Origin of the sequence: Faunimonas pinastri, from assembly GCF_900110915.1 — a bacterium.
Taxonomy (GTDB): Bacteria; Pseudomonadota; Alphaproteobacteria; order Rhizobiales; family Afifellaceae; genus Faunimonas; species Faunimonas pinastri.
In genome coordinates this window covers 322,722-346,119 of sequence record NZ_FOFG01000002.1, presented here as the reverse complement: position 1 = coordinate 346,119, position 23,398 = coordinate 322,722, and the positions used below count along the sequence as shown (strand labels likewise).

25 protein-coding genes are annotated in these 23,398 nt (G+C 65.0%); 18 read left to right on the top strand and 7 right to left on the bottom strand.

Translation table 11 applies throughout. From position 1 onward, the window contains the following. Window position 1: 1 nt before the first annotated feature. The gene (locus BMY25_RS04875; protein WP_092495484.1) at window positions 2-1,207 is read right to left on the bottom strand and encodes a vWA domain-containing protein; all 1,206 of its coding nucleotides are present in this window, start codon (window positions 1,205-1,207) and stop codon (window positions 2-4) included. Continuing rightward, a complete protein-coding gene (locus tag BMY25_RS04870; protein ID WP_092495483.1) occupies window positions 1,204-2,166 on the bottom strand; it encodes an AAA family ATPase in 963 nt (320 codons plus the stop codon). The genes BMY25_RS04875 and BMY25_RS04870 overlap by 4 nt, the downstream gene beginning before the upstream one ends. A gap of 112 nt (window positions 2,167-2,278) precedes the next feature. On the opposite strand from BMY25_RS04870, the gene pcaD reads away from it, so the two are divergent. From pcaD to BMY25_RS20370, 18 genes are all read left to right on the top strand, one after another. Next, window positions 2,279-3,067, top strand: coding sequence for a 3-oxoadipate enol-lactonase (gene pcaD, locus BMY25_RS04865; protein WP_177176709.1), 789 nt, complete (start codon window positions 2,279-2,281; stop codon window positions 3,065-3,067). A gap of 182 nt (window positions 3,068-3,249) precedes the next feature. Further along, the gene (locus BMY25_RS04860; protein WP_092495481.1) at window positions 3,250-4,179 is read left to right on the top strand and encodes an ABC transporter permease subunit; all 930 of its coding nucleotides are present in this window, start codon (window positions 3,250-3,252) and stop codon (window positions 4,177-4,179) included. 1 nt (window position 4,180) lies between these two features. Then, window positions 4,181-5,656 (top strand): high-affinity branched-chain amino acid ABC transporter permease LivM, encoded by a 1,476-nt coding sequence (livM, locus tag BMY25_RS04855; RefSeq protein WP_092495480.1) that lies wholly within the window; start codon window positions 4,181-4,183, stop codon window positions 5,654-5,656. Further along, a complete protein-coding gene (locus BMY25_RS04850; RefSeq protein WP_092495479.1) occupies window positions 5,656-6,597 on the top strand; it encodes an ABC transporter ATP-binding protein in 942 nt (313 codons plus the stop codon). Before livM ends, BMY25_RS04850 begins: the two co-directional genes overlap by 1 nt. Further along, entirely contained in the window at window positions 6,594-7,334 is a 741-nt protein-coding gene (locus BMY25_RS04845; protein WP_092495478.1) for an ABC transporter ATP-binding protein, read from the top strand. Before BMY25_RS04850 ends, BMY25_RS04845 begins: the two co-directional genes overlap by 4 nt. A gap of 3 nt (window positions 7,335-7,337) precedes the next feature. Continuing rightward, the gene (locus BMY25_RS04840) at window positions 7,338-7,703 is read left to right on the top strand and encodes a DUF6867 family protein (RefSeq protein WP_092495477.1); all 366 of its coding nucleotides are present in this window, start codon (window positions 7,338-7,340) and stop codon (window positions 7,701-7,703) included. Between the two features lie 154 nt (window positions 7,704-7,857). Beyond that, window positions 7,858-8,967, top strand: a complete 1,110-nt coding sequence (locus tag BMY25_RS04835; RefSeq protein ID WP_092495476.1) for a branched-chain amino acid ABC transporter substrate-binding protein — start codon at window positions 7,858-7,860, stop codon at window positions 8,965-8,967. Window positions 8,968-9,089: 122 nt separating this feature from the next. Next, complete coding sequence (locus BMY25_RS04830; protein WP_092495475.1) at window positions 9,090-9,242, top strand: DUF3096 domain-containing protein; 153 nt, start codon at window positions 9,090-9,092, stop codon at window positions 9,240-9,242. Between the two features lie 28 nt (window positions 9,243-9,270). Continuing rightward, window positions 9,271-10,293, top strand: a complete 1,023-nt coding sequence (locus BMY25_RS04825; protein ID WP_092495474.1) for a P1 family peptidase — start codon at window positions 9,271-9,273, stop codon at window positions 10,291-10,293. Window positions 10,294-10,347: 54 nt separating this feature from the next. Then, window positions 10,348-11,031, top strand: coding sequence for a ribulose-phosphate 3-epimerase (rpe, locus tag BMY25_RS04820; RefSeq protein ID WP_092495473.1), 684 nt, complete (start codon window positions 10,348-10,350; stop codon window positions 11,029-11,031). After that, window positions 11,032-11,493 carry a hypothetical protein gene (locus tag BMY25_RS04815; protein WP_092495472.1) on the top strand — a complete coding sequence of 154 codons (462 nt, stop codon included), beginning with the start codon at window positions 11,032-11,034 and terminating at the stop codon, window positions 11,491-11,493. A 54-nt stretch (window positions 11,494-11,547) separates the two neighbouring features. After that, on the top strand, window positions 11,548-12,864 hold the full coding sequence (purB, locus tag BMY25_RS04810) for an adenylosuccinate lyase (RefSeq protein WP_092495471.1): 1,317 nt from the start codon (window positions 11,548-11,550) through the stop codon (window positions 12,862-12,864). Continuing rightward, window positions 12,861-13,409, top strand: coding sequence for an RBBP9/YdeN family alpha/beta hydrolase (locus BMY25_RS04805; protein WP_092495470.1), 549 nt, complete (start codon window positions 12,861-12,863; stop codon window positions 13,407-13,409). The genes purB and BMY25_RS04805 overlap by 4 nt, the downstream gene beginning before the upstream one ends. A 580-nt stretch (window positions 13,410-13,989) precedes the next feature. Then, on the top strand, window positions 13,990-14,289 hold the full coding sequence (locus BMY25_RS04800) for a hypothetical protein (protein WP_092495469.1): 300 nt from the start codon (window positions 13,990-13,992) through the stop codon (window positions 14,287-14,289). Window positions 14,290-14,450: 161 nt separating this feature from the next. Beyond that, the gene (gene purC, locus BMY25_RS04795; RefSeq protein WP_092495468.1) at window positions 14,451-15,212 is read left to right on the top strand and encodes a phosphoribosylaminoimidazolesuccinocarboxamide synthase; all 762 of its coding nucleotides are present in this window, start codon (window positions 14,451-14,453) and stop codon (window positions 15,210-15,212) included. A 118-nt stretch (window positions 15,213-15,330) separates the two neighbouring features. Then, window positions 15,331-15,735, top strand: a complete 405-nt coding sequence (locus BMY25_RS04790; RefSeq protein ID WP_143061881.1) for a hypothetical protein — start codon at window positions 15,331-15,333, stop codon at window positions 15,733-15,735. A gap of 156 nt (window positions 15,736-15,891) precedes the next feature. Next, a complete protein-coding gene (gene gpt / locus BMY25_RS04785; RefSeq protein WP_092495620.1) occupies window positions 15,892-16,389 on the top strand; it encodes a xanthine phosphoribosyltransferase in 498 nt (165 codons plus the stop codon). Between the two features lie 177 nt (window positions 16,390-16,566). Further along, window positions 16,567-16,791: a hypothetical protein gene (locus BMY25_RS20370; protein WP_143061880.1), complete on the top strand. Its 225-nt coding sequence runs from the start codon at window positions 16,567-16,569 to the stop codon at window positions 16,789-16,791. Between the two features lie 12 nt (window positions 16,792-16,803). On the opposite strand, the gene rsmA is transcribed toward BMY25_RS20370, so the two are convergent. From rsmA to lptF, 5 genes are all read right to left on the bottom strand, one after another. Next, on the bottom strand, window positions 16,804-17,661 hold the full coding sequence (gene rsmA / locus BMY25_RS04780) for a 16S rRNA (adenine(1518)-N(6)/adenine(1519)-N(6))-dimethyltransferase RsmA (protein ID WP_092495466.1): 858 nt from the start codon (window positions 17,659-17,661) through the stop codon (window positions 16,804-16,806). A gap of 13 nt (window positions 17,662-17,674) precedes the next feature. After that, window positions 17,675-18,592 carry a peptidylprolyl isomerase gene (locus tag BMY25_RS04775; protein ID WP_177176708.1) on the bottom strand — a complete coding sequence of 306 codons (918 nt, stop codon included), beginning with the start codon at window positions 18,590-18,592 and terminating at the stop codon, window positions 17,675-17,677. Window positions 18,593-18,717: 125 nt separating this feature from the next. Beyond that, the gene (locus BMY25_RS04770; protein WP_092495464.1) at window positions 18,718-21,051 is read right to left on the bottom strand and encodes an LPS-assembly protein LptD; all 2,334 of its coding nucleotides are present in this window, start codon (window positions 21,049-21,051) and stop codon (window positions 18,718-18,720) included. Then, window positions 21,048-22,130 (bottom strand): LPS export ABC transporter permease LptG, encoded by a 1,083-nt coding sequence (gene lptG / locus BMY25_RS04765; protein ID WP_092495463.1) that lies wholly within the window; start codon window positions 22,128-22,130, stop codon window positions 21,048-21,050. The genes BMY25_RS04770 and lptG overlap by 4 nt, the downstream gene beginning before the upstream one ends. Further along, on the bottom strand, window positions 22,130-23,329 hold the full coding sequence (lptF, locus tag BMY25_RS04760) for an LPS export ABC transporter permease LptF (protein ID WP_092495462.1): 1,200 nt from the start codon (window positions 23,327-23,329) through the stop codon (window positions 22,130-22,132). Before lptF ends, lptG begins: the two co-directional genes overlap by 1 nt. Window positions 23,330-23,398: the final 69 nt, after the last annotated feature.

The window sequence follows — 23,398 nt, the reverse complement described above, 5'->3', positions numbered from 1 at the left end:
GTCATCCTCGCGAAGCCCGGAGATAATTCCGCGGGTCCGCACGGGCCGCGTCTTTGCCGGAAGAAAGTGCCGCCACAAGCTGCTCGACGGAAGCGAGCGAATGCGCCGGCCTGAATTCGTCTACATGGGGAAGCATCGCGCGGATGCCAGACGCCCTGGCTTGAAATGCGTCGAAGCGAAGCAGCGGGTTCAGCCAGATCAGCCGCCGGCAGGAACGATGGAGGCGGTCCATCTCGCGGGCAAGGTCCGGCCCGCGTTCGTTCCCATCAACCTGCCGCTCCAGCCCGTCGGTGATCAGCAGCAGGGTCGCCTTCTGGCCCAGCACGCGCCGCGACCAGTCTCGATTGAAGGCGTGCAGCGCCGGGGCGATCCGCGTTCCGCCGGACCAGTCCGGCACTTCGGCCGCACAGGCGGCCAGCGCCTCGTCCGGATCGCGGGTGCGAAGCGAGCGCGTGATGTTGGTGAGCCGCGTGCCGAACACGAAGCTCTGCACCGGGCGACGCGCGGCGATCGCATGGAGGAAGAAGAGCAGCACGCGGGAATAGGCTCCCATCGAGCCGGAGATATCGCAAAGCGCCACGATCGTAGGAGCAGTGCGATCCGGCGCGCGGAAGGAGGGGGCGACGAAATCGCCGCCGGTGCGCAGCGCGGCACGGAAGGTCTGTCGCGGATCTATCCTGCCGCGCGGCGACGGCCTGAGGCGTCGCAGCCGGATTTCATCGTGGGGCAGGGCCAGCCGCTCGATCGCGCGCCGGGCTTCCCGCAGTTCGGCCGCGCTCATGCCGGCGAAATCGCGATGCTTCAGGTGCTCCCCGGTGGCGGCGGTGCGCCGTGCCTCCAGTCGTTCGAAGGGCGACTCGTCTTCCGCACCGCCGCTGAGCGCGGCCAGCGCCTCCCGCACGCGCTGCTCGGCAGGGCGGGAGATCGCCTCGGCACCGTTTTCCCGATGGGTTCGCGGTGAGCCGCCAGAAACCGGGTTTTCCCGCCAGAAAAGATCGAATGCGGCGGCAAAGACGGCGCGGTCCTCGCGCCGGGTCACCATGGCGGCCTGAAGCGTCGAGAACACATCCTCCCGCGAGTCCAGACCAGCGATCTCCAGCGCGCGGAGCGCGTCGAGGACGCTTGCGGGTCCGACCGTCATGGCCGCCTTTCGCAACAGGCCCGCAAAGTCGATGAGCCTGCCCACGATGTCGGCGGCTCCGCTCATGCTGTCTCGGTGGTGGCTATCTCGGTGGTGGCTGTCTCGTTTGCGGCTGCCTCGTTCGAAGAGGGCTCTTCCGCCAGCAGCGCGGCGATGCGCTCCGGCGTCATCGCGGCGATGTCGTCCTGGTATTTCAGGAGGACGCCCAGCGTGTCGGCCACCGAGGCCGGATCGACGGCGGAACTGCCGAGCGCGCCGAGGGCCGTCGCCCAGTCCAGCGTTTCCGCCACGCCCGGCTTCTTGAAAAGATCCTCGCGCCGCAATCGCTGCACGAAGCCGACCGCCTCCGCCGCAAGCCGCTCGCCGATGCCGGGCAGGCGCGCCTCCACGATTTCCCGTTCGCGCCCGGCGTCGGGATAATCGACCCAGTGATAGAGGCAGCGCCGCTTCAGCGCGTCGTGGATCTCGCGCGTGCGGTTGGTGGTGATGATCACGATGGGCGCACGTTCGGCGCGGATCGTGCCGAGCTCGGGGATCGTCACCTGCGCCTCGGAGAGAACTTCCAGCAGAAAGGCCTCGAAGGCTTCGTCCGCCCGGTCGAGTTCGTCGATCAGCAGGATCGGCGGCCCCGCCATGTCGGGCTCAAGCGCCTGCAGGATGGGGCGGCGGATCAGGAAGCGCTCGGAGAAGATATCGGCGGAAAGCCGCTCGCGATCCCGCTCGCCCGTCGCTTCCGCCAGCCGGATACCGACCATCTGCGCGGCGTAGTTCCACTCGTAGACGGCGCTCGATATGTCGAGGCCCTCGTAGCATTGCAGCCGGATCAGCCGCCGCCCGAGCGCCCTGGCCAGCACCTTGGCGATCTCCGTCTTGCCGACGCCGGCCTCTCCCTCAAGGAAAAGCGGTCGCCCCATGATGAGGCTCAGGAACAGCACGAGCGCCAGCGCGCGGTCGGCGACATAGTGGCCGCGCGCCAGCAAGGCCTGCGTTTCTTCGACCGAACGGGGGAGGGGCAACTCGCTCATGGAGCGGAACCTTACGCGCTCCCGCTGGTATAGAGAAGGATCGCGCGGGCAACGTGGGATAGGGGAGGCCCCGGTCGGGGTCGCCTCTGGGAAAGCACCGGGAGCAGTATCCATGTCAAAGTTTCAGACCAGCGACGGCATCGCGATCCGCTATGAGGAAAGCGGCCGCGCGGATGGCCCCGTCCTGATCTTCTCCAATTCCCTCGGCACGGACCTCCGTCTCTGGAACGCGCAGCTCCAGTCCGCCGACGCGCATTTCCGCGTCATTCGCTACGACCAGCGGGGGCACGGCGAGTCGGAATCGCCGGAAGGCGACTACACGATCGAGCGGCTGGGTGCGGACGTGCTCGACCTGATGGACGCACTCGGCATCAGCCAGGCTTCCTATGTCGGTATCTCGATGGGCGCCATGACGGGACTTTGGCTCGGCATGAACCATCCCAGAAGGTTCACCCGGCTGGTGCTGGCCAGCGTCTCGCCCTTCCTGCCGCCGAAGGAAGACTGGGACGAGCGCATCCAGACCATCCGCGACGAAGGACTGGAGCCGATAGCTGACTCAAACATGGAGCGGTGGTTCACGCCTGAGTTCCGGCAGGCGCAGCCGGAGATTGTCGCCCGCCTCCACGACATGGTCGCCGCCAACGATCCCGTGGGCTATTGCAACGCCGCCGGGGCGCTTCGCGACATGGACCTGCGCGACAAGCTCGGGCTGGTGGAATCGCCGGTCATGGTGCTGATCGGCGACCGCGATCCGGTGACGCCCGCCAAGATGGCCGAGCAGGTGCTGCAGCGCATCCCGGGCTCGCAAAGCAGGACGCTGCAGGCGGCGCACCTTCTGAACGTCGAGCAGCCGGAAGCCTTCAACAAGGCCGTGATGGATTTTCTCACCCAGTCGGAATAGCTGGGAGCCGGTCTGGATCGCATCCGGCCGGGCTGCTATCGAGGCGGCTCTCCCCATGCAACCGTCACTTGTGCAGTGCACAAGTATTGTGCGCGCACAAAAGCATTGCTAACGTTCCTTGAACGCGGCAGCGTGACGACACGCGCAAAAGCGGCGCGGCTGCCGCGCAGGGGGACGTTTAAATGGAGTACTTTCTCCAGCAGCTCATCAATGGGCTGACCCTGGGGTCCATCTATGGGCTGATCGCGATCGGCTATACGATGGTCTACGGCATCATCGGCATGATCAACTTCGCGCACGGCGACATCTTCATGGTGGGCTCGTTCATCGCGATGATGATGATCGTGGCGCTCGGGCTGACCGCTTCGGCTGGGCTTGCTTTCCTGCTTTTGGCGCTGGTGCTGGTCCTCATCGTGGCGATGGTCTTCGCGTCCGTCTGGGGCTGGACGGTGGAGCGGCTGGCTTATCGGCCGCTGCGCGGCTCGTTCCGGCTCGCGCCGCTGATCACCGCGATCGGCATGTCCATCGTGCTGCAGAATTTCGTTCAGGTGACGCAGGGCGCGCGCGTGAAGCCGCTTCCGCCGATCGTCACCGGCGGGTTCACGCTGGTGACCGGCGTGAACGGCCATAACGCCGTGCAGATCTCCACCATGCAGATCGTCATCATCGTCACGACGTTCCTGCTGATGACGGGCTTTTCGCTGCTGATCAGCAAGACCCGTCTCGGACGATCGCAGCGCGCCTGCGAGCAGGATTCCAAGATGGCGGCGCTGCTCGGCGTCAATGTCGACCGCACGATCTCGCTCACCTTCGTGATGGGCGCGGCCCTGGCGGCGGTCGCCGGCCTGATGTTCCTGCTCTATTACGGCGTGATCGACTTCTATATCGGCTTCCTCGCGGGCGTTAAGGCGTTTACCGCGGCCGTTCTCGGCGGCATCGGCTCGCTGCCCGGCGCCATGCTCGGCGGCCTGCTGATCGGCCTGATCGAGACCTTCTGGTCCGGCTATTTCAGCGTCGAGTACAAGGACGTCGCGGCCTTCTCCATCCTGGTGATCGTGCTGATCTTCATGCCCTCCGGCCTGCTCGGGCGGCCGGAAGTGGAGAAGGTCTGACATGGCCGATCCGCAAGCCAGCGCCTCCTCCAATCACGGAGCGGGCGAGCAGGTCGAACTGGAGAACCTCCGCTCCGGCCTGTCCGGGGAACCGCCGGCCATATCCCCCCGTCGTGGGGGAGCGAAAAGCCAACTTTCCGCATCCCTCGTCGATGCGGTGGTGGCCGGCGCTCTCGCCGCCGCCCTCGGCTTCTTCTTCATCGGCCTCAGGAGCGACATCGCGCCAGGGGGCCTTGCCCTCACCCAGCGCTGGGGCGCCCTCGTCATCGCGGTGGCGATCGTCTTCGTCGGCCGCCTGCTGCTCAACCTCTTCGTCTACAAGCGCCGGCGTTCCGCCCCGCCGAAAGCTCGCGCCCCCAAGGCGACCACGTCGCGGGGCGAAACCTATGCGCGCTTCAGCAAGGCGATCGCGCCGGTTCTTCTCCTCGTGGCGCTTGCCTTTCCCTTCCTGATGATCTGGGGCGCGCCGCAGCAGAGCCGCCAGTACATCGACCTCTCCATCCTGATCCTCACCTACGTGATGCTGGGTTGGGGGCTGAACATCGTGGTCGGCCTCGCGGGCCTGCTCGATCTCGGCTACGTCGCCTTCTACGCGGTGGGCGCCTATTCCTTCGCGCTTCTGGCGAAATATCTGGGCCTCGGCTTCTGGACCTGCCTGCCGCTCGCCGGCATCCTCGCCGCCTGCTGGGGCATGATCCTTGGCTTTCCCGTGCTGCGGCTGCGCGGCGACTATCTCGCCATCGTGACGCTCGCCTTCGGCGAGATCATTCGCGTGATCCTGCTGAACTGGTCGAATTTTACCGGCGGCCCGAACGGCATTTCCGGCGTGCCGAAGCCGACCCTGTTCGGCTACGAGTTCAAGAGCGGGGCGGGCGGCGTCGCCGATCTGCTGGGCATTCACTACAGCCCGATCCAGCGCTTCATCTTCCTGTACTACATCATCCTGGTATTGGCGCTGCTCACAAACTTCGTGACGCTGCGTCTGCGCCGCCTGCCGATCGGCCGGGCGTGGGAAGCGCTGCGCGAGGACGAGATCGCCTGCCGCTCGCTCGGCATCAACACGACGAACACCAAGCTGACGGCCTTCGCCACCGGGGCGATGTTCGGCGGCTTCGCCGGCTCGTTCTTCGCGACGCGGCAGGGCTTCATCTCGCCGGAAAGCTTCACCTTCCTGGAATCGGCGATCATCCTCGCCATCGTGGTTCTCGGCGGCCTCGGCTCGCAGATCGGCGTCGTCATCGCCTCCGTGGTGATGATCGGCGGCATCGAACTCCTGCGGAACCTCACCTTCCTCAAGGCGATCTTCGGCCCCGACTTCGATCCGACGCAGTACCGCATGCTGATCTTCGGCCTCGCCATGGTGGTGATCATGGTGTGGAAGCCGCGCGGGTTGGTTTCCAGCCGCTCGCCGACGGCGATCTACAAACGAAAAACCCGCATCGGCGCGGACATGGTCGCGCAGGGCGAGGGGCATTGATGAGCGATACGTCTCACTATCCCGTATGGGAGCGCGACCCGGTGCTCACCGTCGAGCATCTGACGATGCGCTTCGGCGGGCTGGTCGCCGTGAACGACCTCTCCTTCAACGTCGGGCGCGGCGAGATCACCGCGCTGATCGGTCCGAACGGCGCGGGCAAGACGACGGTCTTCAACTGCGTCACCGGCTTCTACAAACCGACCGAGGGGCGCATCGTCATGCGCCACGGCAAGGCGGGGAAGGCGGACGACATCGCCGCGCTGACGCGAGGAGGGCGGCAGTCGGCCACGTCCGCCGACGGGGCGCTGTTCCTGCTGGAGCGGATGACGGATTTCCGCATCTCGCACCATGCCAAGGTGGCGCGCACCTTCCAGAATATCCGCCTCTTCGGCGGCATGACGACGCTGGAGAACCTGCTGGTCGCCCAGCACAACCGGTTGATGGTGGCCTCCGGCTTCACCATCGGCGGCATCTTCAACCTGCCGGGCTATCGCCGCGCCCGCGAGGCCGCGATGGAAAAGGCGATCGGCTGGCTCCGCCAGGTCAACCTGCTTCACCGCGCCGACGATCCGGCCGCGGATCTTCCCTACGGGGACCAGCGCCGGCTGGAGATTGCCCGCGCCATGTGCACGGATCCGCATCTCCTTTGTCTCGACGAACCGGCGGCGGGCCTCAACCCGCGCGAATCCGCCGAGCTGAACGATCTCCTGCACTATATTCGCCGCGAATGCGGCACCTCCATCCTGCTGATCGAGCATGACATGGGCGTGGTGATGGAAATTTCCGACCACATCGTCGTCCTGGATTACGGGGTGAAGATCTCCGACGGAACGGCCTTCGAAGTGCGCAACGACCCCAGTGTCATCGCCGCCTATCTCGGCGTCGAGGATACCGAGGTGGAGCAGGTGGAAGCCGTTCTGGAAGCGGAGGTGCAGGCGTGAGCGAGGCAGCTTCCGAACAGCCGCTCCTGCAGGTCAGGGGGGTTCAGACCTATTACGGCAAGATCTGCGCGCTGAGGGGCGTCGATGTCGACGTGCCGCGCGGCAAGATCGTCACGCTGATCGGCGCCAACGGCGCGGGCAAGTCCACGCTGATGATGACGATCTGCGGCAGCCCGAAGCCGCGAGAGGGCCGCGTCATCTATAACGGCGAGGATATCACCGGCCTGCCGACGCACGAAATCATGTCGCGCGACATCGCCCAGTCGCCGGAAGGGCGCCGCATCTTCCCGCGCATGACGGTGCTGGAAAACCTGCAGATGGGCGCGATGGCCAGCAAGCAGGACACGTTCGACGGTGACCTCCGGCGCATCTTCGACCTGTTCCCGCGCCTGAAGGAGCGTCAGGCGCAGCGCGGCGGTACCCTGTCGGGCGGCGAGCAGCAGATGCTGGCGATCGGCCGCGCGCTAATGAGCCGGCCGAAGCTCCTGCTGCTCGACGAGCCGTCGCTGGGACTTGCCCCGCTGATCGTGAAGCAGATCTTCAACGTGATCCAGGAACTCAACCGGACGGACGGGCTGACGGTGTTCCTCGTGGAGCAGAACGCTTTCCACGCCCTGCGTCTCGCCCACCACGCCTATGTCATGGTCAATGGCGCCATCACCATGCAGGGGACGGGCAAGGAGCTGCTGGCGCGCGAGGAAGTGCGCGCCGCTTATCTCGAAGGCGGGAGGCACTAGGCCATGAACCTGATCTGGCAGGTGTCCTTTCTGGATTTTCTCATCATCACGGTGATCCTCGGCGGCGGTGCCGCCTGGATGGCCGGCCGCGCGACCGCCCGCTCATGGGGGGCCTTCCCGTCGCTGGTCGTCTATATCGTGCTGCTCACCGTGGCTGTGCGGTTCATCCATTACGCGCTGTTCGGCGGCAGCTTCTTCCTGCCTCCCGCCACGTTCGGGACCGCGCTGCACTACGCGCTGGTGGATTTCGTCGTGCTGATGGTGCTGGCCTGGCTTGGGCGCCGGGCTACCCGCGCCGGGCAGATGGCCGAGCAATACAGCTTCGCCTACGACAAGGCGGGGCCGGTCGGCTGGCGCGAACGCGCGTGAACCACGCTGCCGGCGCAGCTCGCGCCGGAGGCGAATAGGCATTTTCAAGGACCGAAATATGGTCTTAGATGCCGACAGGCGAGCCTTTTCTAGGCTTGCCGCCTTTTTGAGCCCGTCGTTGAGGGACGGTCGGGCGGGGAGCTGAGGAGATATCATGAAGAAAGCTTTGCTGGCAGGCGTCGCCCTGACCTTCACCCTGGCCGCTGGCAGCGCTTGGGCCGACATTCTGGTCTCGACCGTGGGGCCCATGACCGGTCAGTACGCCTCCTTCGGCGCCCAGATGAAGAACGGCGCGCAGCAGGCGGTCGAAGACATCAACAAGGCCGGTGGCGTGCTCGGGCAGAAGCTGCAGCTGGTCGTCGGCGACGATGCCTGCGATCCCAAGCAGGCGGTCGCCGTTGCCAACGACATGGCCAGCAAGGGCGTGAAGATGGTCGCCGGGCATTTCTGCTCCGGTTCGTCCATCCCGGCTTCCTCGGTCTATGCCGATGAAAACATCGTGCAGATCTCTCCGGCTTCCACCAACCCGACCTTCACCGACGAGCGCGCCGGCAAGGGCGTCTTCCGCGTCTGCGGTCGCGACGACCAGCAGGGCAAGGTCGCGGGTGGCTATCTCGCGTCCGAGTTCAAGGACAAGAAGATCGCCATCATCAATGACAAGAGCGCCTACGGTAAGGGGCTTGCCGACCAGACGCAGGCGGCGATGGAAGCGGCCGGCAAGAAGCCCGATGTCGTGGAATCCTACACGGCCGGCGAGAAGGACTACACCGCTCTCGTTTCCAAGCTGAAGCAGGCGGGCATCGGCGTGCTCTATGTCGGTGGCTACTACACCGAGGCCGGCCTGATGGCCCGCCAGATGAAAGAGCAGGGCATGAACGTCGTGATCGTCTCCGGCGACGCGCTCGTGACCGACGAATACTGGGCGATCACCGGTCCGGCCGGCGAAGGCACGCTGATGACCTTCTCTCCCGATCCGCGCAAGAACCCCGCCGCCGCGCCGGTCGTGGACGAGTTCCACGCCAAGAAGATCGAGCCGGAGGGCTACACGCTCTACACCTATGCGGCGATCCAGGCGTGGGTCGACGCGGTGAAGAAGGCCGGCGCCACGGACTTCGACAAGGTGGTCGATGCCCTGAACACCGACACGGCCGAAACCGTGATCGGCCCGGTGAAGTTCGACAGCAAGGGCGACGTCGCGCTGCCGGGCTACGTCTTCTACAAGTGGCACGACGGCAAGTACGACTACCTGAACCCGAAGAGCTGATCGGCTCTCCAGCTTTCTTGAACGCTCAGGAACCCCGGCCATCGGCCGGGGTTTTTGTCCGGCCGCTTTTTGGCGAGGGAGCCGGAATCAGCTAGATCGATGTTCCCCAGGAGGAAACAACGATGCATATCAGCGCCCATCTCTCGCTCCAGCCCGCCATCGCCCTGATCGCCGGCGTGCTGATCCTCGTCATGCCGCGCCTCCTCAACTTCATCGTGGCGATCTATCTCATCATCATCGGCGTGCTCGGCATCTTCCCGAACCTCCTGCACTGATCCCGGCGGCCGAATTCGCGTTCAGGCCATGAGCTGGACACATCGCACCCTGCCGGGCCTGCGGATCGGTCACGCCTCCGACCGACGGTTGAAATCCGGCACGACCGTCTTCCTGCCGGACGAACCGGCGCTGGCCGCCGTTCACGTGGCGGGCGGCGCGCCGGGGACGCGCGAGACGGACCTGCTGGTGCCGGAAAACACTGTGGACCGGGTGGACGCCATCGTCCTCTCCGGCGGCTCGGCTTTCGGGCTGGCGGCGGCCGACGGGGTTTCCGCGTGGCTCGCCGCCCGGGGGCGGGGCTTCGCCATCGGCCCGGCGCGGGTGCCGATCGTTCCGGCCGCGATCCTCTTCGATCTCCTGAACGGCGGCGACAAGGCAAGCATTCCGGGCATGGGCTCCGCTACGCATTCGCCCTATGCGGGGCTCGGCCGGGCGGCCTGCGAGGCTGCCTCGGCGGAGGTCGAGCTTGGCTCCGCCGGCGTGGGCATCGGGGCAACCATCGCGGATCTGAAGGGCGGCTTCGGCATGGCCTCGGCCATGCTGCCCGGCGGCGGCAGCGTCGTCGCTCATGTCGGGGTGAATGCAGTGGGGCGGGTGACGCTCGGCTCGACCGCGCATTTCCGTGCGGCGCCTTTCGAGATCGACGACGAATTCGGCGGCCTCGGCTATCCCCGGCCGTTCCCGCCCGATGCCGCCGCGGCGGTCACCAAGATGAACGCCCGCGCTGCCGGAAATACCACCATCGCCGTGATCGCGACCGATGTAGCTATCGGCAAGGCGCAGGCGAAGCGCGTGGCGATCGCCGCTCATGACGGCTTTGCCCTCGCTATCTTCCCGGCACATACGCCGATGGATGGGGACACGGTTTTCGTCCTTTCCACCGGCCGCATCGTCCCGGACGATCCCGCTGCGGCGCTCGCGGATCTGTGCACGGGCGCGGTCACCGCCATGACTCGGGCCGTCGCGCGTGGTGTCTATGAAGCAAGCGCCGCAGCCGGCGACCGGCTGCCTGCCTGGCGCGATCGTTACAGCGTCGGGGTTGAGGGATGATAGAGCGGCATCCCCCGTCTTGCCGCGACGCCGGACTCCTGCCATGACGGGCGCATGAATCGGCCGCTCCTGATTGCCCCCTCCGTTCTGTCCGCCGATTTCAGCCGCCTGGGCGAGGAAATCGCAGCCGTCGAGGATGCGGGGGCGGACTGGATCCATCTCGACGTGATGGATGGGCATTTCGTCCCGAACATCACCTTTGGCGCACCGGTCATCGCGATGGCGCGGCCGGCCTCCAGGCGGCACTTCGATGTCCACCTGATGATCGCGCCAGCCGATCCGTTCCTGGAGGCCTTTGCTGCGGCGGGGGCGGATACGATCACCGTTCATGCGGAAGCGGGGCCGCATCTCGACCGTTCGCTGCAGGCCATCCGCAAGCTCGGCAAGCGCGCCGGGGTGGCGCTCAACCCGGCGACCCCGGTCTCCGCGATCCAGCATGTGATCGATCGCCTCGATCTCGTGCTGGTGATGACGGTCAATCCCGGCTTCGGCGGCCAGGCCTTCATCCCCGCGATGGTGGAGAAGATCCGGCAGGTCAAGGCGCTGGTCGGCGACCGTCCGGTCGATATCGAGGTGGATGGCGGCATCACGGCGGAAACCGCCGGCTCGGTCGTTGCCGCCGGGGCGAATGTGCTGGTTGCCGGCAATGCCGTGTTCCGGGGCGGCGCGTCCGCCTACAGGGGAAATATCGAGGCGATCCGCGCCGTGGCGGAACTCGAACGCGGCGAGCGCGCCTGATTGGGTGACGCCGGACGCCGCTTCTGGCTCGTTCCGGTCTTTGCTCTTTCGATTTCGCTGTCGCTGGCGATCGGCTGGTTCACCGATGGCCGCTCGCCGACCTCGTCCTTTTGGCTGAACGAGGGAATTGCCGCCGTCGGCGCTTTGGTGGCGGCTCTCGCGACGAAATGGCTGGTGCCGAACGCCACGGCGCGCCCCTTTTCGTCTCGCTTTGCTACGGCGTTCGTTCTGCTCGCGGTGATCTCGGCCTGCATCATCTGTTGTGGGTTGACCCTGGCGATCGGCCTTCAGCCGGACGCCTTGCCTGAACGCTGGACCCGCACCGGTCTCTTTTACTGGAGCCTGATATCGGCGGGGACGGCGGTCTATACCTTTCTCGTTATCGAGGCGCGGCTGCTGCTTCCCCTCGGAATTCCGTCGCTGGTCGTGTTCTCCGCGCTTTTTGCCCGTCGGCGGCGTTGAAGCCCGCAGCCGGGCTTGCTATGGCGCGGACTTGTTTCAAAATCGGAGCCACAGATGATACCGCGTTACAGCCGCAAGGAGATGGCTTCGATCTGGTCGCCGGAAACGAAGTTCCGGATCTGGTTCGAGATCGAGGCGCATGCGCTTGACGCACTGGCCGAAATCGGAGTGGTGCCGAAGGAAGCCGCCGCCACCGTCTGGGAGAAGGGCAACGCCGCCGAGTTCGATGTCGATCGTATCGACGAGATCGAGCGCGAGGTGAAGCACGACGTGATCGCCTTCCTGACCCACCTTTCCGAGTTCGTCGGCCCGGATGCGCGCTTCATCCACCAGGGCATGACGTCCTCGGACGTGCTCGATACCTGCTTCAACATCCAGCTCGTGCGTGCCGCCGATCTGCTCCTGGCCGATCTCGACCTGCTCCTGGCCGCGCTGAAGCGGCGGGCACTGGAGCACCGGAACACGGTGACGATCGGTCGTTCGCACGGCATCCACGCGGAGCCGACCACCTTCGGCGTCAAGCTCGCCGGCGCTTTTGCCGAGTTCGAACGGGCGCGTCAGCGGCTGGTCTTCGCTCGCGAGGAGGTCGCGACCTGCGCCATCTCCGGTGCGGTCGGCACCTTCGCAAATATCGATCCCCGCGTGGAGGAGCATGTCGCGGCCGCGCTCGGCCTCAAGCCCGAGCCGGTCTCCACCCAGGTGATCCCGCGCGACCGCCACGCCATGTATTTCTCCGTGCTCGGGGTGATCGCGTCGTCCATCGAGCGTCTCGCCACCGAAGTGCGTCACCTCCAGCGCACGGAAGTGCTGGAGGTCGAGGAATATTTCTCGCCGGGGCAGAAGGGCTCCTCGGCCATGCCGCACAAGCGCAATCCGGTGCTGACGGAAAACCTCACCGGTCTCGCCCGCATGGTTCGCTCCTATGCCATGCCCGCCATGGAAAACGTGGCGCTTTGGCACGAGCGCGATATCTCCCACTCCTCGGTGGAGCGGATGATCGGGCCCGACGCGACCGTGACGCTGGATTTCGCGCTGGTGCGGCTCGCCAACGTCATCGACAAGCTCCTGATCTACCCCGAGAACATGCAGCGCAATCTCGACCGGCTGGGCGGCCTGGTCCATTCCCAGCGTGTGCTCCTGGCCCTGACGCAGGCCGGCATCTCGCGCGAGGACGCCTACCGTCTCGTGCAGCGCAACGCGATGAAGGTGTGGGAGCAGGGCGCCGACTTTCTGACCGAGCTCCTCGGCGACCCCGATGTGCGCGCGGCGCTGGGCGAGGACGAGATCCGCGAGAAGTTCGATCTCGGCTATCATACGCGGCAGGTGGACACGATCTTCGCGCGCGTCTTCGGGGGCGACGGGGCAGCATGAAGACACGCGACGTCGATATCCTCATCGTGCCCGGGCTCGGCGGCTCGGGTTCGGAGCACTGGCAGACCCGCTGGGAAAACCGGTTGCCGAGTGCCCGCCGGGTGCAGCAACGCGATTGGGATGCGCCAGACCGGAAGGAATGGCGCGACGCCATCGTCGAGGCGGTTGGGCAGGCGGAGCGGCCGGTCGTGCTGATCGCCCACAGTCTCGGCTGCATCAGCGTCACGGACGCCGCCGACCATCTGCCTTCCGGCAATGTGGTTGGAGGCTTCCTCGTCGCCCCGCCTGATACGGAGGAGGCGCGCATCCCGGACAGCATCCGCGACTTCGCGCCGATCAGCCGCGAGCCGATGCCGTTTCCATGCTTTCTCGTCGCCAGCCAGTCCGATCCCTATTGCGAGTATCCCCGCGCGGAAGAACTCGCCCGCGACTGGGGCGCCTTTCTGCTCGATGCCGGCCAATCCGGGCATATCAATTCGGAGAGTGGCCACGGTCCGTGGCCGGAAGGCTTAATGGTCTTCGCCCGCTTTATGTCGAACCTCTAAGGCGAAACGCCCCCCTTCCGTGTAGTTTATTGGCAGGAACTTCACGGTGTAGAGATCGTTAAGGCGTCGATCTAGGAGGGGAAGCATGGTCAATAGAGGGAGTTCATCGCCGATCGAGCCGAACAGGTCTCGGACGAGCTTGTACTGGATAGCAGTTATCCTGATCGTTATAGCTGCCGTTTTCGCGTTTTACTTTTCGTCTACGCGCCCGGAAGGATCGTCCGGCGGTCAGGCACAGATCGGCGGTTCCGGGACGACGACCGGCAACCGGGAAACCGCGCCGGAAAACGCCCCGTCGAATACCACTGGGGGCGCGGGCAACGGCGCCGCAAGTCCGTAATGCATGGGGGCCGGTTCGCCGGCCCCTTTCGCCACGACCCGGGCGGGCTCGGCTGACGGACCCGCGGAACGAAGCCTGGACCAGACTCGTTCCTCTCCCGAAAAGATGGGGGGAAACATGGCCTCGAACGATCGCAACCAACCAGGCCCGGCCGCTCCGGGGCTCCGCTCCGCAAGCAGCGATCCTTCAGCGACCGCACCGACCCCCCGTGGTCGACCACCGGTCACCAGCGGCAAGGGAATGCTTTTCGGCATTCTGGCTTGCGCTGTCGTCCTGATCCTCGCCTTGGCTTATTCCGTCTTCAATGCCGGCAAGACCGGCGGCAGCGCCCAGTATACCGACCGGCCCAGCGCCACCAGTCCGCAAACCGGCACGAACCAGTCGGCCTTCGACAAGGATACGAAAGGAACCGGGCAGTCTCAGACGAGCAACAATGGAAGTGCCACGCCCGCTCCGAGCGGCACGGACGTGCCCGGTAGTGGGTCGGTCGGCGCCACCGGTTCATCCGGCCAGTCGGGAACGCAATCGACGTCCCCGTGAGTTCTTCACCGGGGGCGTCACGCCGGGCGGGGCAGGCTTGCAGCGTGCGCGTGCGGCTGCGATTGAGTTGAAGGCGGGTTTCCTATAGGTTCCGCGCTCCGAGAGCCTGCGGCGCGCCTTGCTTCAAGCTGAGTCTGTCCAACATATCCGATATGAGCACTATGAACCGTCGCCGTCGCATCTACGAAGGCAATGCCAAGATCCTTTACGAAGGGCCCGAGCCCGGCACCCTGATTCAGCATTTCAAGGACGACGCGTCCGGAGAGAACAAGCGCCGGAACGAAGTCGTCGACGGCAAGGGCGTTCTCAACAACCGGATTTCCGAGTACATTTTCAACAACCTGAATGCGATGGGCATCCCGACCCATTTCATCCGGACCTTGAACATGCGCGAGCAGTTGATCCGCGAAGTCGAGATCATTCCGCTCGAAGTGGTCGTCCGCAATGTCGCCGCCGGATCCCTCGCCAAGCGGCTGGGAATCGAAGAAGGCACGCCGCTGCCGCGCTCCATCATCGAATTCTATTACAAGAACAACGAGCTCGGCGATCCGATGGTCTCCGAGGAGCATGTCACCGCGTTCGGCTGGGCAAGCCCGCAGGAGATCGACGACATCATGTCGCTCGCCATCCGGGTGAACGATTTCCTGTCAGGCCTCTTCCTCGGCGTCGGCATTCGGCTGATCGACTTCCGCCTGGAATGCGGCCGTCTTTATGAAAACGAGATGATGCGCATCATCATCGCCGACGAGATCTCCCCCGATTCCTGTCGCCTCTGGGATTTGACCAGCAGCGAGAAGTTCTCCAAGGACGCCTCGCGCGAAAACGGCCGCGTGCTCGCCGGTTATCAGGAAGTCGCGCGCCGGCTCGGCATCCTCAACACCAACGAGCGTATTGTCAGCTCCGGCCCCACGCTGGTGCAGTGACGGGGGCGGCGCGCGGCATCTGAGGATGGGCGTCGCCGCCATATCGCCGATATCGTCCGCGATGAGTGCTGCGCGGAACAAACAACCGCCGAGACCAAAACAGAATGGAGCGTGAGCCGTGATCAGTTCGACCCACAAGCGAGGCCTCGGTGCCGCAGCCGTCCTGGCTGCAATGCTGGCCGGATGCGTGTCGCCGCACGGCGCCGGCGGACAGGGCGCCAAGGACTACCTTGAATATACGGCCGCCAGCGATCCGACCGACAACGTCGTCGAGAACATTCGCGCCTGCTGGTTCCAGGGCAATCGCCCGGCCTTCGCCGGCCTGTCCTATACGCCGGAATCGTACGCCAATCATCCGCGCGTGCTGATCGTGCCGCGCTCGGACCCGACGGGTCTGCCGAAGCTCGTGGTGGACATCAACGGCACGCAGGTGCGCGCCTACGGCCCGTTGCTCGGCACCTCGGAAGGTCCGACCATCACGCAGAACCTGCAGAAGTGGATCGCCGGCGGCAGCGGCTGCTGATTTCCCGGTTCGGACGATTGAATGCCGGGGAACAGCGGGCTCGATCCCTTGCCAACCGGCATTCTCTCCGACATTCCAGAGATGAGCGCGCCGTTCGCGCATGTGAAACCGTTGGCCACCGATGATGGTCATCTTGCCGATCAGGCGGAGAATGTGATGGAAAATCTGGAGAAGGCCTTCCCGGTCTCCTGGGAGCAATTCCACAGGGATGCGCGCGCGCTGGCGTGGCGGCTGGCTGGGCAGGGGCCTTTCCAGGCCATCGTCTGCATCACCCGCGGCGGTCTGGTCCCGGCGGCGATCGTCTGTCGGGAACTGGAAGTCCGCCTGATCGATACCGTCTGCATCGCCTCCTACCACGAGTACAAGACCCAGGGTACGAGCGCGGTTCTCAAGGAGATCGATTCCAAGGTCAAAGAAATCGGAGAAGGCGGCAAGGGCGTCCTGATCATCGACGACCTCGTGGACACCGGAAAGACCGCGCGGCTCGTCCGCGAGATGCTGCCGAACGCGCATTTCGCGACCGTCTACTCCAAGCCGCAGGGGCGCCCGCTCGTCGATACCTTCGTGACCGAGGTTTCGCAGGACACCTGGATCTATTTCCCCTGGGATCTCGGCCTGAGCTTCCAGCCGCCTATCTCCGGCGGCAAGGGCTGAGCCCGGCACCGTTCCTCTTCCTGCCGGAAACGTCGAAAGGCCAGGTCACGACCTGGCCTTTTTGTTGTCAACGCGCTGTCATGCGGCTCCTGTACTCCGTCGCGCATCGGCAAGGTGCCGGAAGCGGTTCGCCGCATCTCTGGCCTGCGCCGTCGCACTCTCTTCATGAGGACGGTCATGAGCGATCCGGAGCGGTGTCGCGCGATGGCGGCACGGTACGCCCGTATGGGCGAGCAGATGGGGAACGACGAGATTCGGCGCTCCTGCCTCGAGCTGGAAAAGATCTGGCTGGAAATGGCGTCACTGACCAAACGCCTGGCGGGCGATGACGTAAATGTCCGTCAGCGTCTCTACGCGCTGATCGACAATGTCGAGCCGCTGCGCCGAGAGGTCATGCACTAGACGCGGGAGCGGTCAGGCGCGTTTGCCGAGTTGCTCTTCCCAGATCCCGGCCAGCGTCAGGAATCCTTCCACGGGCACCTGCTCCGCCCGCATCTGCGGATCGATCCCGGCTCTTTCCAGAACGGGCTCCGGCTCGTTCCAGAGGGAGCGCAGGCTGGATCGCAGCATCTTCCGGCGCTGGCCGAAGGCTGCGGCCGTGACGGTCTCCAGAGAGCGGGGCACGAGGGCAACCGCGTCGGTGCGCGGCTCCAGTCGCACGATGGCGGAGGTGACCTTGGGCGGCGGCGTGAAGGCACGCGCAGGCACCTCGAAAAGGAGATGCGGTCGCGTGCGCCACTGCGCCAGGATGGCGAGCCGGCCATAGTTCTTGGAGCCGGGGGTCGCCACGATCCGCTCCGCCACTTCAAGCTGGAACATCAGCGTCAGGCTGTCCCACCAGGACGGCCAGGATGAGGAGGTGATCCAGCCCGTCAGCAGCGGTGTTGCGATATTGTAGGGGAGGTTGGCCACGATGCGGACGCGCTTGTCGGCTGCCAGCGCCGCGTAATCGGTCGCCAGCGCGTCTCCTTCGATCGCGGTCAACCGGCCCGGGGCCGCTTGCGAGATCTCCGCGAGAGCGGGCAGGGCCCGGGCGTCGCGCTCGATGGCGGTGACATGGGACGCGCCCTCCAGGAGCAGCGCACGCGTGAGACCGCCGGGGCCGGGACCGACCTCGATCACGTGCGCGCCGGAAAGCGGACCGCCGGATCGTGCGATCCGGCGGGTCAGGTTGATGTCGAGAAGGAAGTTCTGACCCAGCGCCTTGCGGGCGGAAAGGTCATGAGCCGCTATGACCTCCCGCAGCGGCGGGAGCTTTTCCAGCGCGTCCATGGACGAGTGTGCGTCAGCGATACTGGATCACCGCGTCGGCACGGAGGTCGCGGAGGTAGCGGCGGGCAAGAAGGTCGCCCTGTTCGTTGGCGAGTTCGTCCTTGACCTTGTCGGCTGCCTTGCTCTGGCCGGGCACGCTGCGCTTGGCGCAGACGCCGAGCACCTGGAAACCGGTGTCGATGCGAACCGGCTTGGTCACGCCGCCGATGGGGGTAGCGGCAAGCTCCTTGGCCGTATCCGGGTTCACTTCCGTTTCGTCGCGGCGAACGGTCGGACGGACGACAGCGCCGGGAAATGCCTTCGCGACCGCCAGGGCGGTGTCGCAGCCCTTGTAGCGCGCGCGGAAACTATTCGCCTCCTGCTGCCGCTGGCTCTCGACGCCGCTGCCGTTCTGCTTCGGCACGACGAAGACGACAGGCTGCACGTCGTAGGAGGAGATGCTCTCCTTCTTGTTCTCCTCGGCCGCGTCGCCTTTCTTGGCGAGAGCCTGGGAGATATCGCGGTCGGAGATCTGAACCGTCGCGCGGAAGCGGGCGCGCACCACCTGGCTCCAGAGCAGTTGGGCCTTGATCCGGTTCTTCAGCGACTGCGGATCGACGCCGGACTGCCGGAGCGCCATTTCGAGCTTTTCCGGCGGCAGCTTGGTGCGTTGCGCGATCTGGCCGAAAGCCTGGGCGAGTTCCTGATCGGAGACCTTGATGCCACGCTTCTGCGCTTCCTGCATCTGCAGCGTCTCGTCGATCAGTTCATCGACGGCCTGCTTCTCGCCGGCCTTACCGTGGCTGGTCAGCTTCAGGAGCTTGGCGCGGGCGGACACGTCGTAGCTGGTGATCGGCTGATTGTTCACGATCACCTTGATGGCGGACTGCGCCATCGCCGGAGCGGAATGCATGCCGACGAGAGCGGAGGCCGCCAGCGCGAAGGCGAGCAACGTCCGCGGGCGCGACAGGCGGGGGGCGTTTCGAACGCTGTTCGGGGAAGTCGCCGAAACTCTTGCTGACAGGGCCTTCGGCCACATGATCTTCAACCTCTTGAATGTCCGTCTTCGCTCAAGCCTTATTGCGAACTGCTGACCTGGCCCAGCGTTCGCAGGCTGAGCTGGAGGTAGAACGTCGAGTCCGCCTCCAGATCGGTGTAGTCTTTCAAAGTCTGCGAATATGTCGCTTTCAGGTCCAGGCAGTCATTATTGAAGGCGACGCCGAACGACTGCTTCACACGCTCGTCGTTCTTCAGGTCGTAGGTAAGACCGCCCAGCACAGACCAGTTTCTCGTGAGGGCCAGGCTGGCCGACCCCGCCACTTCCTGTCGATCCTCAAGAATGCCGAGACCCGGCTGCTCGCGCATGTAGATGTAGCTCATGGTTGCGTTGCTGCGGCCATAAGCAGCCGTGGCGCTGACTTCACCACGGTTCATCTCCATGTCCTCATGGTCGAACCGGCCGCGCGTGGTCAGGAAGACACCGCGGCCGCTGTCGAGCGTGACGCGGCCGACATAGTCGGACTGGTCGGTATCGAGGCCTGAATCGATGCCCGTTAGGTTCTGGTCATCCAGCGCGAAGGAATTCGCGCCGGCCAGCTGGAACGATTGTCCGAACAAAGCGTTAAGACTGTAACCGTTCGAGAGAACGCCGTCGTAGGACAGGCCGAGATTGGCCCGGGTTCCGCCTTCCTGGCGATCGTAGCCGGAGAACTTGTCCCACTCGAAAAGAGTGGTGTCGTCATAGACGAGGCTTTGTGCGTCCTCGTTGGCGATCTTGCCGACGTGCTGCTCGTTAGGCCGCGCAATGATCTGCGCCCGGGGCGTGATCGTCTGGGTAAGCCAGCTCGTGGTCGCAAGGAACGGATACTGGTAGTCCAGTCCGATCGCCGGCATGGCGCGCGGGTAGAGCCCGTTCCCCACGCCTGTCGTGTCGTCGGAAGAATCCTCCCAGTTCACGTCCGTCTTCAGGTACGCGAAGGGCGTGAACACCTGGCCCGCAGGGCCCATCACAGTGCGTTTCCAGGTGATATCCGTACCGGCGCGATTGAAATTGCCGGCTGCACCGCTGACGAAATTGCCGTCGGTGGTGTGGTGGATATCGCTTTTGTCCCGCGTCACGCTCGTGACGTTGGAATCGAAAGAAACCTCGCCGCCCAGGATGGGGTGGCTCAGAATATAGTTATGGTCGATGACGGGATGAACGATGGCCTGCTCGGCCTGATCGTCATGTTCGTAGGAAACCCCGTTGACGGTATCGACCGTATTCTCGCGCTGCACCTTGAAGTAGTAGGCGCGGGCTGCGAAATTGTTGCGGTTGCTGCGGCCGGTCAGATAGATCTGCTCGGTCAGGTCCGTCGTGTCCGCGCCCTCGATATGATAGTCGCGGGTGAAGGTCCGGTCGGTGGTGGCGGCGAGATCCCAGCCGAACGCCCAGCGCGGGGTGATGTTGAAATCGCCCTTCGTCTGCACGCCGCCACGGAAATCGCGGTCGCCGCTATAGCCCGCGAACTCTTCCTTGTCCTGCTGCATGATGCCGGACGGCCGGATCATGTAGGAGCCGCCCAGGACCTTCTGGCGGAACTCGAACTGTCCCATCACGCCCTGCTTGGAATAGACGCTGGGCGAGAAGGTGACGTCGTAGTTCGGCGCGAGATTCCAGAAGAACGGCGTGGTGACGCCATAGCCGAGCGAGCTGGAATTATGCACGGTCGGCGCGAGAAAGCCGGTCTTCTTCTTCACCGTGTTGTCGGGGCTGAAGAAGTAGGGGAAATAGGCCACCGGAATGCCCCAGAATTCCAGCCGCGCATTGCGATAATAGATCGTATGCGAGTTGTTGTCCTGGACGATGCGGGTCGCCTTGATCTGCCAGAGCGGCGGACGCGCGGGGTTCTTCCGGCATTCGTCGCAGGCCGTGTAGACGCCCTTGCGGAAAATCATCAGGTTACCGTCGCGCCGCTCGCCCGACGCCGCCGAGAAATGCGCCTGGTCCGTCGTTTCGACGTTGATGCTCTGGATGAAGCCGTTGGCGAAGTTGTCCGTCAGGTCGGCGGTCTGGGCCGTGGTCACGTTGCCAGTCGCATCGGTGATGCGCACGCCGTCGGACGCCATCAGCACGCCGCTGTTCTGGTCATAGGTGACCTTGCCGGCATCCACGACATAAGGACCGTAATAGATCTCCACCGAGCCTACGGCGGAAACCAGCTTGCGATCGAAATCGTAGACCAGCTGGTCGGCTTCCAGCAGCATCTTCTCGCCGGGCTTCACGTTCGGCGCGCCGAGCGAGGGGCCGAGGCTTTGCGCCTGCAGCGGAGCCGTGGCGAGGACCAGCGCGGAGCAGGCCAGGAGAAGGGTACGGAACACGCGCGAGGTCATCCGGGGAATGCGGTTCACGGGGAGTGCTGAGCCGGTCATCCGTCCTCCTGATGGAGCAGGGCCGTTGCGCCGAAGACAAGCGCGATCACGGCTGGTGACCAAGCGGCAAGAGCCGGGTTGATGATACCGTTCCCCCCCAGATCGTTCACGATCTTCGTAGCGACATAAAGCAGAAAGCCGGCACCCACGCCAGTGAGAATGAGACGTCCCGTCCCGCCGTAGCGGACAAGTCTCAGGCTGACGGTCGCGGCTATCCCCACCATTGCCAGAAGATAGAGCGGCCGCTCCAGCAAAAGGTGGAAGGCGAGGCGCACGCGATCGGTGTTGAGGCCGGTCCGCCGGGCGGTTCGAATCGCGTCCGGCAGCGACCAGATGGAGTAGACATCCGGCTCGGACAGCGTGTGCTGCAGTTCCGTGGTCGACAGGTTCGTCGGCAGGGTGAAGCTGGAAACGCCGGTCGGCGCGGCGGAGGCGGAACTCACCGTGGCGTTGTGGATCGTCCAGGCGCCGTCGGCGTAGGTCGCGGAAGGGGCGACGAGCTTTTGCCGGAAGGCGCCGCTCCGCTCCAGCAGGAAGACCACCACGCCCTGCAGCGTCAGCGTGTCGGCATCGAAATGCTTGGCATAGACGATGGAAGGGCCAGCCGAGCCGTCCTGCCGGAACCAGACGCCGCCCTGGTCAGGCGAATCCGTGGAATTGTCCATGGTGGCTTCCATGGCATCGGCCCGATCCTTGAGCGTCGTCGCGATCGGGTTCAGGGCGAGGCTGGAGAACAGGCCGACCGCGATGGCGATCATGAACGGCGCGGCGAGGAAACCCCAGGCGGAAATGCCGCTTGCCCGGGCCACCACGAGTTCCAGCTTCCGCGACAGGCTGAACAGGCACAGCATCGAGGAAAACAGGAAGATAAAGGGCAGCAGCAGCTCCAGAAGCTGCGGCGTCCGCATCAACGACATCAGGATCGCCTCGAAGGCGCCGAAGTTCGGCTTGTCGCTGAGCCGGCGGACCAGCTCCAGGAAATCCACCAGGAACATGATGAGGTAGACGGAGATCACCACCAGCAGCAGATACGAGATGAAGCGGCGGGCGATGTAGCGATTGAGGATACCCGGCAGCATCAGCGGCCCTCTCCGGCGAGGCGTGGCCGCGTCAGGCCGAGCCGCGCTGCAACCCGCTGACCGACGCGCCCGATGGCGTCCAGCGTCTGGGAGAGGAAGGCCGGCATGGGCATCGCGCGACCGCTTACCATGGTGAAGAACGAGAGTGCGATGCCTGCGAGCGGCACGATATACATCAGCGGGATCACGGCCGTGGAGGAATTCGCGGATGCGACGAGGGCGAAGCCGATGGCGCGCAGGATCAGCGCGATCACCACGGCGGAGGCGAGTGCCAGACTGCGGTCCTGCCGGTTGGTCCGCGGGCGGCTGAAGAAGGTCAGAACGATGAAGGCGAAGGCGAGCGTATAGAGCGGCGCCGTGATGCGGTCGTGCAGCTCGGCGTCGAACCGCTCGGGATAGCGCTTCAGATAGGCGTCATCCGGATCCGGGTGCAGGAGATAGGTCGTCATGCGCTCGCGCGGCTTGTAGCTCTGCGTCGCCGAGTTGCTGGCCGTCAACTCGCTGAGGTCGAGCGCGTATGTCTGGAAGTCGACCACGCTGTTGGACCCGGTCTGCCGGTTTTCGCGAATGAGATCGCCGTCCTTCAGGATAAGGAACGAGCCGTCGTCGTTTTCCACCAGCAGCCCCTGCTGGGCCGTGTATTGCAGCGACTCGTCGGGGCTGCGGTCGTCGCTGACGAAGATGCCGCGAAAGCTGCCGTCCGGCGCCTTTTCGCGGATATGCATCGTCAGGCCTTCTTCCACGGTGCGGAAGCCGCCGTCCTTCACGAGCGTGGAAATGAGATCGGCGCGAACGCGCGTGACGACGCCGCGCAGCCCCTGCAGGCTCCCGGGCGCAACGAAATGGTGAAGGATCGCCACGCCGATCATCACGATGACCGCCAGCGTCACGATCGGCTTGATCACGACCTTTCGCGAGGCGCCCGCGGCGGAGATCGCGGCCATCTCGCTGTCGCCGTTCAGCCCGTTGAGGGTCACCAGCGAGGCGACGAGGAACGCGATGGGCGCGATGACCTGGATGATCGCCGGCATGGCGAGCAGCGTCATGACGAGGAAGATCCAGATGGTCTGGCCCTTGGCGGTGACAACGTCCAGCTCGCGCAGGACCTGCGTCATCCAGAGCGTGCCCACGAGCGCGCAAAGCGTGAGCATGAAGATGCTCGTTGCCCGCCTGAAGACATATCTCTCGAACAGTGACATCCGCTATCCTGCTTCAGAAGGCCGTCGCCTCCCTGGAAGGGGCGACGATGGGGACTCATACCTAACATT